The 11,254-nt window shown below is 58.1% G+C and carries 12 protein-coding genes; 3 read left to right on the forward strand and 9 right to left on the reverse strand.

The window, feature by feature from the left end; translation table 11 throughout:
* Positions 1–42: 42 nt before the first annotated feature.
* From E3W21_RS08980 to E3W21_RS09005, 6 genes are all read right to left on the reverse strand, one after another.
* Positions 43–696 carry an HAD family phosphatase gene (locus E3W21_RS08980; protein WP_046056551.1) on the reverse strand — a complete coding sequence of 218 codons (654 nt, stop codon included), beginning with the start codon at positions 694–696 and terminating at the stop codon, positions 43–45.
* Positions 697–730: 34 nt separating this feature from the next.
* On the reverse strand, positions 731–1,720 hold the full coding sequence (locus E3W21_RS08985; RefSeq protein WP_134419123.1) for an ABC transporter ATP-binding protein: 990 nt from the start codon (positions 1,718–1,720) through the stop codon (positions 731–733).
* The gene (locus tag E3W21_RS08990) at positions 1,717–2,517 is read right to left on the reverse strand and encodes an ABC transporter permease (protein WP_134419124.1); all 801 of its coding nucleotides are present in this window, start codon (positions 2,515–2,517) and stop codon (positions 1,717–1,719) included. Before E3W21_RS08990 ends, E3W21_RS08985 begins: the two co-directional genes overlap by 4 nt.
* The gene (locus E3W21_RS08995; protein WP_166793815.1) at positions 2,504–3,340 is read right to left on the reverse strand and encodes an ABC transporter permease subunit; all 837 of its coding nucleotides are present in this window, start codon (positions 3,338–3,340) and stop codon (positions 2,504–2,506) included. Before E3W21_RS08995 ends, E3W21_RS08990 begins: the two co-directional genes overlap by 14 nt.
* A gap of 5 nt (positions 3,341–3,345) precedes the next feature.
* On the reverse strand, positions 3,346–4,152 hold the full coding sequence (locus E3W21_RS09000) for an alkaline phosphatase family protein (protein ID WP_134419126.1): 807 nt from the start codon (positions 4,150–4,152) through the stop codon (positions 3,346–3,348).
* A gap of 136 nt (positions 4,153–4,288) precedes the next feature.
* Positions 4,289–5,359: an ABC transporter substrate-binding protein gene (locus tag E3W21_RS09005; protein WP_134419127.1), complete on the reverse strand. Its 1,071-nt coding sequence runs from the start codon at positions 5,357–5,359 to the stop codon at positions 4,289–4,291.
* Between the two features lie 349 nt (positions 5,360–5,708).
* Here E3W21_RS09005 and E3W21_RS09010 point away from each other — a divergent pair, with 349 nt between their 5' ends.
* Positions 5,709–6,422 carry a UTRA domain-containing protein gene (locus E3W21_RS09010; RefSeq protein ID WP_134419128.1) on the forward strand — a complete coding sequence of 238 codons (714 nt, stop codon included), beginning with the start codon at positions 5,709–5,711 and terminating at the stop codon, positions 6,420–6,422.
* A gap of 25 nt (positions 6,423–6,447) precedes the next feature.
* Here the strand turns inward: E3W21_RS09010 and E3W21_RS09015 are convergent, their stop codons facing one another.
* Positions 6,448–7,215 (reverse strand): class III extradiol ring-cleavage dioxygenase, encoded by a 768-nt coding sequence (locus E3W21_RS09015; RefSeq protein WP_129437341.1) that lies wholly within the window; start codon positions 7,213–7,215, stop codon positions 6,448–6,450.
* Between the two features lie 103 nt (positions 7,216–7,318).
* Here E3W21_RS09015 and E3W21_RS09020 point away from each other — a divergent pair, with 103 nt between their 5' ends.
* Entirely contained in the window at positions 7,319–7,975 is a 657-nt protein-coding gene (locus E3W21_RS09020) for a thiopurine S-methyltransferase (RefSeq protein ID WP_008145864.1), read from the forward strand.
* Positions 7,976–8,191: 216 nt separating this feature from the next.
* Here E3W21_RS09020 and htpX read toward each other — a convergent pair whose 3' ends face one another.
* Both htpX and E3W21_RS09030 read right to left on the reverse strand, forming a co-directional pair.
* Positions 8,192–9,079 carry a protease HtpX gene (htpX, locus tag E3W21_RS09025; RefSeq protein ID WP_008145865.1) on the reverse strand — a complete coding sequence of 296 codons (888 nt, stop codon included), beginning with the start codon at positions 9,077–9,079 and terminating at the stop codon, positions 8,192–8,194.
* A gap of 317 nt (positions 9,080–9,396) precedes the next feature.
* On the reverse strand, positions 9,397–10,608 hold the full coding sequence (locus tag E3W21_RS09030) for a pyridoxal phosphate-dependent aminotransferase (RefSeq protein ID WP_046056560.1): 1,212 nt from the start codon (positions 10,606–10,608) through the stop codon (positions 9,397–9,399).
* 226 nt (positions 10,609–10,834) lie between these two features.
* Between E3W21_RS09030 and msrB the strand changes: the two genes are divergently transcribed.
* On the forward strand, positions 10,835–11,230 hold the full coding sequence (gene msrB / locus E3W21_RS09035) for a peptide-methionine (R)-S-oxide reductase MsrB (RefSeq protein ID WP_134419129.1): 396 nt from the start codon (positions 10,835–10,837) through the stop codon (positions 11,228–11,230).
* Positions 11,231–11,254 lie beyond the last annotated feature (24 nt).

Below are 11,254 nucleotides of genomic sequence, written 5' to 3' on the forward strand. Positions count from 1 at the left end.
CAAGTCGAATCGTCGCACCGCCGCTCCCACATTGATTTTCGGTTATTTCCAGAGGTGGATTGGCCAGCCGGCTTTTTCTGCGTGTTCAAGCAGCACCGGATCCGGGTTTACCACGTGTGGGAAATCCACCTTCAGTAGCAATGGCAAGTCATTGCGTGAGTCGGAATAGAAACTGGCGCCCTCAAGGTTTTCCTCTTCCGCATCCAGCCATTCCAGCAAACGCGTGATCTTGCCTTCGCGGTAGGTCAGCGTGCCAACGGTGTTGCCGCTATAAACCCCATGCGTCACTTCCAGCTCGATGCCGAGAATCTCGTCAATACCCAAACGATCGGCGATTGGCCTCACCAGATGCGTGCCCGACGCCGAAATCACCAAAATCCGGTCGCCAGCCTTGCGATGGGCCGCAATGGCTTTGGTGGCGTCACTGAAAATGATCGGCTCGATGAAGTCTTCCACCCAAGGCCCTACCAAATGGTCGACCTCTTCGGGTGTGCGCCCGATCATCGGCTCCAGACTGAAGGTCATGTACTCCTCCATCCGTAGTTTGCCGTGGCTGTAGGCGTCCATCAGTTCATTGTTCTGACGCATGAACGACTCGGGATCGACCCAACCCAGGCGGCCCATTTGCTCGCTCCAGAGGGTGGCGCAGTCGCCGTGGATCAGGGTTTCGTCCAGATCAAAAATTGCCAGGGCCATCAGTGCGGTTCTCTCTTCAACATCAGCAAAGTCATCAGGCTACCTCACACAGGGCGGTTGGATCGATGGAAAGCGCCAGACGCTGACCATCGGGATGCAAATCGGCCGCCGAGCGGTTCAGCACATCCACCACCAATTCCACGCCCCGGGCTTCGACCCGGTAGCGAATCACGTTGCCCAACAGGCTGTGGCTGCGGATTTGTGCGTCGAGTTCGCCGTTCAGGCTCAGTTCGATGGCTTCCGGGCGAATCGCGATGCGATGGGTAATCGGTCGCTGCAGCAGTTTTGTGGCGCTGTCGGCGTCCAGCAGGTTGTAGTTGCCGATGAAGCCAGCGGCAAAAAAATCGATGGGTGCGGTGTAAAGGGTCTGGGCATCGCCGCTCTGTACGATCTTTCCCTGATTCATCAAGAAAATCCGGTCGGACATGGTCAGGGCTTCTTCCTGATCGTGAGTGACGAAGATCGTGGTCAAGCCGAGTTCACGCTGGATCTGACGGATCTGTTCGCGCAAGTGCTTGCGAATCCGCGCATCCAGGGCCGACAGCGGTTCATCCAGCAACAACAGACGAGGCCGGGTCACCAACGAGCGGGCGAGGGCGACTCGCTGGCATTGGCCGCCGGACAGTTGATGCGGATAACGCGCGGCGAAGTCGTTGAGTTCCACCAGTTTCAGTACTTCGGCAACACGCCTATGGCTGTCGTCGGCATTGACCTTCTGCATGCGCAAACCAAAGGCGACGTTCTGCTCCACGGTCATGTTCGGAAACAGCGCGTAGCTCTGGAACACCATGCCGATCCCGCGTTTCTGCGGGCTCAACGGGACGAGGTCCTGGCCATCGAGCAGGATTTTGCCGCCATCCACCGAGGTCAGCCCGGCGATGCAACGTAGCAGTGTGGACTTGCCGCAACCGGACGGGCCGAGGAGGGTGACGAACTCACCCTTCTGGATTTCACAGTTGATGTCGCTGAACACCGTGGTGCCCGCGTAGCTTTTCAGTAGGTGTTGGACGCTGACGAAGCTCATTGGCTTTTGTCCTTGTTCAAGATATTGGCAGCCCAGGTCAGAACCAGCACAAAGAAGAAGTAGGAAATCACCAGAGCACTGGTGAAGTGGCCGCTGCTGTTGCGCATGTTGTTGAGGTAGACCTGCAGGGTTTCGTAGCGGGTCCCGACGAGGATGTTGGCGAACACGAACTCACCGAACAGGAACGAGAACGACAGCAACAACGCCACCATCAAACCTTTGCGCAAGTTTGGCAGCACCACCAGGAACGCCGCTTGCCAGGTGCTGGCACCGAGCAGTTGGGCGGAGTCCATCAGGTCGCGCAGGTTGATCGCCTGCAGGTTGTTGGTGATTGCCCGGTACATGAACGGCAGCGCCACGGTGAAATAACAACCGATCAGAATCCACGGCGTCCCGACCATCGCGAACGGCCCGGAGCCGTAGAGCTGCAACAGACCCACCGACGACACTACCGGCGGCACCGCGAAGGGCAGCAGGATCAGGATGTTCATCAGCGCATCGAGTTTCGGGAAGTGGTAATGCACCACAAACAGCAACGGCAGAATCAGCACCACGGACAGAATCAGCGAGCCGACGCAGACCAGCAGCGATTGGCCGAACGCATGGAGAAACCTCGGGTCGCTCCACAGCTCCACGTACCATTTAACGGTGAAGCCGCTGGGCAGAATGGTCGCCGACCAACTGCTGGCGATCGAGTAGATCAGCGTCCCGAGCAACGGCAGCAACAGTATGGCGAACAGCAAATACACCACTACCCGGTGATAGACACCGACGGGGCCCAGTTCAGCGCGAGACATGGTAGCTCCTCTTCAACAGGAGCTGATGCACGATGGTCACCAGGGTCATCAACGCCACCAGCACTACAGCCAAGGCACTGGCCAGGTTCGGGTCCAGGGAAATGTCCCCGGAAACCATCGCCGCGATGCGGATTGTCAGCACGTTGAAGTTGCCAGTGGTCAGGGCGTACACCGTGGCGTAGGCGCCGAGGGCGTTGGCCAGCAGGATCACAAACGTACCGAGCAGCGCCGGAGTCAGCACCGGCAAACCGATGTGCCGCCAGAACTGCCAGCCATTGGCGCCGAGCAGCGCGGCGGATTCACGCCAGTCTTCGCGCAGGGCATCAAAGGCCGGGTAGAGCAGCAACACGCCGAGCGGGATCTGGAAGTAGGTGTAGAGAAGGATCAGCCCGGTTTTCGAATACAGGTTGAAGTCCTGAATGATCCCGGCCTGCTTGAGCATGATGGTGAAGCTGCCGTTGAAACCCAGCAGAATGATGAACGCGAAGGCCAAAGGCACGCCGGCAAAGTTGCTGGTCATGTTGGCGAAGGCGTTGACGAAGTTGCGCAGTTTCGAGTCGACCCGGCGCAGGGAGTAGGCGCCGAGCACCGCGATGATGATCCCGAACACGCTGGACCAGAAACTGATCTCGAGGCTGAACTGGATCGCCTGCAGATAGAATTTCGAATTGAAGATCCTGGTGAAGTTGGCGATGCCCCAGCCGAACTCTTCCGATTGCAGGCTGTTGATCATCACCCAGGACAGCGGGGCGATCTGGAACACGATAAAGAACAGTGCGAAAGGCACCAGGCACAAGGCTGCCAGCCATTTTCCGCGCGTCATGGTGTTCACTTGAGCAGCTCCCGGCACACAGGTTTGTCGTGGGCCACACCCAGCAGTTCGCAGACGGTGCCGCAGATTTCAGTCTGTTTCGGTGCAGCGTTGGCGTCGAAGCTGAAGGCATCGCCGAGGACGAACAGCGGTACTTCCCGTTCTTCCGGCAGCAGGCCGTTGTGGGAGCGGTCGTTGTTCATGCCGTGGTCGGCGGTCACCAGCACCTGATACCCGGCGTCGAGCCAGGTTCGCAGATAGTCGGCCAGAATAATGTCGGCCGAGCGGGCGCTGTTGCGGTATTGCGGGGTGTCGAGGCCGTGCTTATGTCCGGCGTCGTCGATGTTCATGGGGTGGACCAGTAAAAAGTTCGGCGCATGACGCAGGCGCAGGTTTTCGGCGTCGGCGAACAGGTGCGAGTCCGGGTAGTGATCGCTCCAGTAGAAATGACCGTGCTGGATTGGCAGGTCCGGGTCGTCGGTGTGACGATCCCGCGCGGCAATAAACGGCGAACGGTTATACAGCTCGCTGACCCAGTGATAGGCCGCGGCGGCGGTTACAAGGCCGGCATCGCGGGCGTAGTGATAGATGCTGCGCTGGTTGGACAGGCGCGAGACGTTGTTGTGGACGATGCCACTGTCGATCGGCGTGACGCCGGTCAGGATGCACTCGTAAAGCGGTCGGGACAGCGCCGGCAGTTCGCACTCCAGTTTGTAGAGCGCCGCGCGTCCTGCGCCAACGTAAGCCTGCAGGTGCCCCATGGCGTGACGGGCGACCTCGTAATTGAGGCCGTCGAGCACGACAAGGATGACGTTGTGCTTCATAAGGGCTGGAACTCCGAAAAGCGAAACTGGATCTGATCGTCGTAGGAGCTGGCGGAGCCTGCGATCTTTTTGGTTTCACTTGAGTGTCGAGTGAAAGATCAAAAGATCGCAGCCTGCGGCAGCTCCTACGGATACATCATTGCTTCATATTGACGATGACTTCTTCCTGCCACTTCTGCGGAAGGGCTTTGGAGGTCTTTTCCCATGCGTCTGCGTCTTTGATCGGCGTGACCTTTTTGTACTGCTCGTTAGGCAGCAACTGGGCCTGAACCTCGGGCGGCAGAGTCAGATGCTCGGCGCGGATCGGACGGGCGTTACCGCGTGCCAGATTGGTTTGGCCGGCGTCGCTGAAGATGTATTCGCGGGCCAGTTTGGCGGCATTCGGGTGCTTGGCGTACTTGTTGATGATGGTGGTGTAACCGGAGATCACCGAGCCATCGGATGGAATCAGCACGGTGTAGTCATCCGGGTTCACCATTTTGGCCTTGTAGCTCAGACCATTGAAGTCCCAGACCACACCGACCTCGATTTCACCCTTTTCCATGGTGGCAATTGTCGGGTTGGCCATCGACAGGCGGCCTTGCTTGGCGATCTCGGAAAACAGATCCAGCGCCGGCTGGAGGTTTTTCTCATTGCCGCCGTTGGCAAGCGCGGCAGCCAGAACGCCGTTGGCCGCTTGGGCCGCGGTGCTCACATCACCGATGGAAACTTTGTATTTGCCGTCCTTGAGGTCAGCCCATTTGGTCGGAGCGTCGGAGCCGTGCAGCAACTTTTTGTTGACGATGAACGCGATGGTGCCGGTGTAGGCGAGCGCCCAGTTGCCGTCCTTATCCTTTGCCCAGCTCGGGATCTGATCCCAGGTGCTTGGCTTGTAAGGTTGTACAACGCCTTGCTTCACCGAGATCGGACCGAACGCTGCACCGACATCACCGATATCGGCAGTGGCGTTGTCTTTTTCAGCGGCGAACTTGGCGATTTCCTGGGCCGAGCTCATGTCGGTGTCAATGTGTTTCAGGCCGTAGTTCTTGGCCAAGTCATCCCAGGTGCCTTTCCAGTTGGCCCAGTTGTCGGGCATGCCGACACTATTGACCTCACCTTCCGCTTTCGCCGCGGCTTCCAGGGTTTTCAAATCGCTATCAGCCGCCGTCGCGGCGGTGCACATGGCAATGGTCGAGCCTAACAGTGAGGCCAGGAAAAGCTGTTTCATCCGAAGCTCCTTTGGGCGTTTTCAACGCTGCGATTGCGGTTGTGTTGGTCTAGGTCAGCAATACCTGAGCCAATTTAGGCGCCTTTGATGACATTTTCATGTCGACGACTGGTCGGCCTATATTTTTTGGGCTGCAATGCTCAGGCTTCGGAGTAAGCGTAGACCATGGCTAATAGGCTGATATAAAAGGACTTGGCCGTGAAATTGCAGGTGTCTGGATCAACCGTTCGGCGGCTTTGTCATCTGTCAGTCATGTGCAGTGCCTAGGCTTGTCGGGAGTTGAGGGAGCCGATTTGAATCGCGGTTCCGCCCCGAAACAGTGCTGGTCTAGTCCAGATAGGTAACGTTGATGCGCATCGAGACAACCAAAGCGGTGACAGCCATCGGACAGGTTCTGCAGGAACAGCTCGACCATGGCCTGTTGGCGCCCGGGAGCAAACTGCCGGCCGAGCGCAAGCTTAGTGAGTTGTTCGGGACCACGCGGATCACCGTGCGTGAAGCGTTGTTGCAACTGGAAGCCCAGGGGCAGATTTATCGGGAGGAGCGCCGTGGCTGGTTCGTGTCGCCACCGCGCCTGGCCTACAACCTGATGCAGCGCAGTCACTTTCACGCGATGGTCATTGCACAGGGGCGGGTGCCGTCCACCGAGGTGATTTCGGCGCGGTTGCAGCCGGCGTCGGTGGCGGTCTGTGCCTGGTTGCAGTTGCCGGCGTTGTCGAGCGTGATTCAGATTTGCCGGGCACGGCGGATTGATGAACGGCTGGTGTTATATGTGGAGCACTATTTGAATCCGCAGTTTTTTCCGGGGATTCTGGATTTCGATTTGAATCAGTCGATTACCGAGCTGTATGCGCGACATTACGACTTGCACTATGGGCGGGTGCGTTTCGAGATTGTGCCGACGGCGTTGTCGGTGGATGCGGCGGCAGCTTTACGGGTGTCGGTGGGGAGTCCGGGGTTGCGCATCGCTCGGGTCAATTACGATCAGCATGAGCGGTTGATCGATTGTGATCTGGAGTTTTGGCGGCACGATGCGATTCATGTCGGGGTTGATGTGGTTTGAGCCTCGCCGCCATAGGCTGTGACCATTATCCGAAGCGGTAAATGTCCATGCCCAAGGCCCCCATGGTGAATCCCTTGTGGGTCACGCTGAATTTTCCTCCAGCACCGCGGGCAAAATACAAAGGCAGCAAATGTTCATCACTCGGATGGTTGCGCACCGCATTCGGTGCTTGCTGACGGTAGTCGTGCAACGCGGTTTCGTCGTTGGCAGCGAGTTTTTCGATCATCCAGTCACGAAATGCCTGGGCCCAGGGTTCGACGCTTTCCGGGCCGGCGTGCCAGTCCAGTTCGCGCAGGTTGTGGGTGATGCTGCCGGAACCGATCAGCAGCACGCCGTGTTCGCGCAGACTGGCCAGGGCATGACCGACACGGGTTTGCAAGGCAGGGCCGCCGCGCGTAGGCAGTGAGACTTGCACCACGGGGATGTCGGCTTGTGGATACATCAATGACAAGGGCACCCAGACACCATGGTCGAACGGCCGTTTTGCATCGATGCGTGCAGGCAGGCCATCACTCTTCAGCAGTTCGACAACCTCTGCGGCCAATTGTGGATTGCCGGGCGCCGGGTATTGCACGTCGAATAACGCCTGCGGAAACCCGCCGAAGTCATGCCAGGTTTCAGGCTGGGGATTGCCGCTGACGAGCAACTCATTGCTTTCCCAATGCGCAGAAACAATTACGATGGCTTTGGGTTTTGGCAATTCTGCGGCCAGACGAGCGAGGGCGGGCCCGCTGGCGCCCGGTTCCAGTGCCAACATGGGCGAGCCATGGGATATGTACAGGCTGGGGAACATGAATGAGCTCCTGAGGGGTAAGATGGCATCATCTTCAGTCAGATCATTGATCTAAATCTAATATAAGTTTTAGGGTCTTTTGATCGAATTTTCGGGATTAATTATGCAGCCGGAGTTTTGGCACAAGCGGTGGACGTCGAATCAGATCGGCTTTCACCTGCCGGAAGTAAATCCATATCTGCAACGGTACTGGCCGCAGCTGGGCCTGGAAGAGGGCGCGCGCGTACTGGTGCCGCTATGTGGGAAAAGCCTGGATCTGCTGTGGCTGGCGAAATGCGGTCATGAGGTGCTGGGCGTCGAGTTGTCGGAAAAAGCGGTGGAAGACTTTTTCCACGAGCATCAATTTGATCCGGACGTCAGCGACCAAGGCCCCTTCACGGTCTATCGGGCGGGCTCGATCGAGATCTGGTGTGGTGATTTCTTCGCGTTGACGGCCGGCGATGTCGCTGATTGCAGTGCGCTGTATGACCGCGCTGCGTTGATCGCCTTGCCACCGAAGATGCGGGAACAATACGCCGAGCATCTGAAGCGGATTGTGCCGAAGGATTCGCTGGGGCTGCTGATTACCCTGGATTACGACCAGGCACAAATGGAGGGGCCGCCCTTTGCAGTGCTGGATGACGAAGTGCAACGGTTGTTCGGTGCTTCGTGGGAGTTGAAAATTCTGGAAGACCAGGACGTTCTGGGCGAGAGCTGGAAGTTCCTGGAAAGCGGTGTTACGCGGCTTGAAGAGCGGGTTTATCGGGTTTCCAGCCGGTAGATTTGGGTTGTTTGTGCCGGCCCCATCGTCGGAACGCCGCCCGGAGCAAGCTCGCTCCCACAGTTGACCGAGTTGTCTAAATGGACGCGGTCTAATGTGGGAGCGAGCTTGCTCCGGGCGGCGTTCCGACGATGGGGCCCGAATGAACACCACAAAAATCAGCAGACAAAAAAAGGCCCGCATCACTGCGGGCCTTTTCTTTTAGTGCGGAACCTATCAGCCCCGACGACGCAGTGCGTCGATACGCTCTTCCAGCGGCGGGTGGCTCATGAACATACGGGCGAACCCCTGTTTGATGCCACCGTTGATGCCGAAAGCCGTCAGGGTGTCCGGCATGTGCACCGGCAGCCCCTGTTCGGCACGCAGGCGTTGCAATGCGCCGATCATTGCGGCGGTGCCGGCCAGACGTGCACCGGCTTCGTCTGCACGGAATTCGCGTTTACGCGAGAACCACATGACGATGGCGCTGGCCAGAATGCCCAGGACCAGTTCGGCGAAGATGGTTGCCACGTAGTAGGCGATGCCCTGGCCTTCTTCGTTCTTGAAGATCACCTTGTCGACAAAGTTACCGATGATCCGTGCGAAGAACATCACGAAGGTGTTCACCACGCCCTGGACCAATGCCAAGGTGACCATGTCGCCATTGGCTACGTGGCCGATTTCGTGAGCCAGAACGGCCTTCACTTCATCAGGGGAGAAACGCTCGAGCAGCCCTTGGCTGACCGCGACCAACGCGTCGTTCTTGTTCCAGCCGGTGGCAAAGGCGTTCGCCTCGTAGGCCGGGAAAATACCGACTTCGGGCATCTTGATCCCGGCTTCCCGGGACAATTGCTCGACGGTTTGCAGCAGCCATTGCTCGTGACGTGTGCGCGGCTGGCTGATGATTTGGGTGCTGGTGCTCATCTTCGCCATCCACTTGGAGATGAACAGCGAGAACAGCGAACCGGCGAAACCAAAGACCGCACAGAAAATCAGCAGCTGATTGAGGTTGAGATCAACCCCGTTGGCCGCCATGAACCCGTTGAAGCCGAAAAGGCTCAGGGTGATGCTGGCAATCAGCACGACCGCCAGGTTAGTGGCCAAAAACAGCAGGATGCGCATCATGGTTGTAGAAATCTCCTCATGCTAAAGATGTAGCGTACTGCGGGGTATATAAGGTGCTGGCCCGGGCTATTCAACCGGGTGACTATTTCAAACTGTGTCCTACGGCAACAGTCTAGCTGCTTGAAGGGCATTTCCGACGTCGATGCGGGAAGCGTTTGTCAGCCAATTAACGCCGTAAGCCCCGCCGTTGTTAGACGCGAGCACGCAACGAGTCATCAGTCAGCGATTGAAGAAGCGATGTTCGGCAGGGCGCAAAGAAAATGTTGCTGAATCAATCACCGTGCGACTTGCGCAAGCGTCGCACGGTGACAGGCAGGTTACTGGCGATAGGACTTGAGGAAGTTGCCGATACGTCCGATGGCCATGTCCAGGTCGTCCACGCGCGGCAGGGTCACCACACGGAAGTGGTCCGGCCATGGCCAGTTGAAGGCGGTGCCTTGCACCACCAGCAGCTTCTCCGACAGCAGCAGGTCGAGCACGAATTTCTCGTCGTTATGGATCGGGCAGACTTTCGGGTCGATCCGTGGGAACGCATACAGCGCGCCCATTGGCTTGACGCAGCTCACGCCGGGAATGTCGTTGAGCAATTCCCAGGTGCGATTGCGCTGTTCCAACAGTCGTCCGTTGGGCAATACCAGATCATTGATGCTCTGGTAGCCTCCGAGGGCGGTCTGGATCGCATGTTGGCTCGGCACGTTGGCACACAGACGCATGTTGGCCAGCATGTCGATGCCTTCGATGTAGCTCTGGGCGTGGTGTTTAGGGCCTGAAATGGCGATCCAGCCGGAACGGAAACCCGCCACGCGATAGGACTTGGACAGACCGTTGAACGTCAGGCACAGCAGGTCTGGCGCCAGGGAAGCCGTGCAGATGTGCACGGCATCGTCGTACAGAATCTTGTCGTAGATCTCGTCGGAAAAAACCACCAGGTTGTGCTGACGGGCCAGTTCCAGCATGCCCAACAGGACTTCTTTCGAATACACCGCGCCGGTCGGGTTGTTCGGGTTGATGATCACCAGTGCTTTGGTGTTCGGGGTGATCTTGGCCTTGATGTCGGCCAGATCCGGCCACCAGTTGGCCTGCTCGTCGCACAGGTAATGCACTGGGTTGCCGCCCGACAGGCTCACCGCGGCGGTCCACAGCGGGTAGTCCGGGGCCGGCACCAGCACTTCGTCGCCGTTGTTGAGCAGGGCCTGCATCGACATCACGATCAGCTCGGAAACGCCGTTGCCCAAATAGATGTCTTCAATGCCGACGCCTTCTACCTGCTTTTGCTGGTAGTACTGCATCACGGCCTTGCGGGCGCTGAACAGACCTTTGGAATCGCTGTAGCCCTGAGCAGTCGGCAGGTTGCGGATGACATCCTGAAGGATTTCATCCGGCGCTTCGAAACCAAAAGGCGCCGGGTTGCCGATGTTCAGCTTGAGGATGCGATGGCCTTCCTCTTCCAGGCGTTTGGCGTGCTTGAGCACTGGGCCGCGAATGTCGTAGCAGACGTTGGCGAGCTTGTTCGATTTGCTGACCTGCATGGCGATGTGTTCCCGAAAATGAACGATCCAGGCGGCGTATGAACGACCGTACTGGGAATCCTGCGTATTCACACAGGCCTGACGCCTTGAGAGGCAGCATCCATAAATCCGTTTGAATGCGCGTGGTCTGGCTGCCAGACTGGCGTTTGACGAGGCGCAATCATACGTGCCGCCCGATCCGTGGAAAAGGTACAGATCGGGCTTTTTCAGCTGCTGAGGTGTGATGATGGAAAAGTTGGAAAAAACCCTGGAAGAATGGCGGGCGATGCTCGATCCGGAGCAGTACAACGTTTGCCGCCTCAAAGGCACCGAACGGCCGTTCTCCGGCAAATATAACGACAGCAAGGTCGACGGTGTTTACCACTGCATCTGCTGCAGCGAGCCGCTGTTCGACTCCAAAACCAAATTCGACTCCGGCTGCGGCTGGCCGAGCTTTTATGCACCGATCGGCGACAGCGCCATGGTCGAGATCCGTGACGTCAGCCACGGCATGATCCGCACCGAAGTGGTCTGTGCCAAATGCGATGCGCACCTGGGGCACGTGTTCCCGGACGGCCCGCCGCCGACCGGCCTGCGTTATTGCATCAACTCGGTGTGCCTGGACCTGGTACCGCGCTCGTAATGCTAGCCCTGTAGGAGCTGCCGA

This window comes from Pseudomonas sp. F01002, assembly GCF_004402115.1.
GTDB lineage: Bacteria > Pseudomonadota > Gammaproteobacteria > Pseudomonadales > Pseudomonadaceae > Aquipseudomonas > Aquipseudomonas frigoris.

Bases quoted from the DNA above. Each gene is read 5' to 3' on its own strand.
- E3W21_RS08980 (WP_046056551.1), bottom strand. From the start codon at position 696: ATGGCCCTGGCAATTTTTGATCTGGACGAAACCCTGATCCACGGCGAC.
- E3W21_RS08985 (WP_134419123.1), bottom strand. From the start codon at position 1,720: ATGAGCTTCGTCAGCGTCCAACACCTACTGAAAAGCTACGCGGGCACC.
- E3W21_RS08990 (WP_134419124.1), bottom strand. From the start codon at position 2,517: ATGTCTCGCGCTGAACTGGGCCCCGTCGGTGTCTATCACCGGGTAGTG.
- E3W21_RS08995 (WP_166793815.1), bottom strand. From the start codon at position 3,340: ATGACGCGCGGAAAATGGCTGGCAGCCTTGTGCCTGGTGCCTTTCGCA.
- E3W21_RS09000 (WP_134419126.1), bottom strand. From the start codon at position 4,152: ATGAAGCACAACGTCATCCTTGTCGTGCTCGACGGCCTCAATTACGAG.
- E3W21_RS09005 (WP_134419127.1), bottom strand. From the start codon at position 5,359: ATGAAACAGCTTTTCCTGGCCTCACTGTTAGGCTCGACCATTGCCATG.
- E3W21_RS09010 (WP_134419128.1), top strand. From the start codon at position 5,709: ATGCGCATCGAGACAACCAAAGCGGTGACAGCCATCGGACAGGTTCTG.
- E3W21_RS09015 (WP_129437341.1), bottom strand. From the start codon at position 7,215: ATGTTCCCCAGCCTGTACATATCCCATGGCTCGCCCATGTTGGCACTG.
- E3W21_RS09020 (WP_008145864.1), top strand. From the start codon at position 7,319: ATGCAGCCGGAGTTTTGGCACAAGCGGTGGACGTCGAATCAGATCGGC.
- htpX (WP_008145865.1), bottom strand. From the start codon at position 9,079: ATGATGCGCATCCTGCTGTTTTTGGCCACTAACCTGGCGGTCGTGCTG.
- E3W21_RS09030 (WP_046056560.1), bottom strand. From the start codon at position 10,608: ATGCAGGTCAGCAAATCGAACAAGCTCGCCAACGTCTGCTACGACATT.
- msrB (WP_134419129.1), top strand. From the start codon at position 10,835: ATGGAAAAGTTGGAAAAAACCCTGGAAGAATGGCGGGCGATGCTCGAT.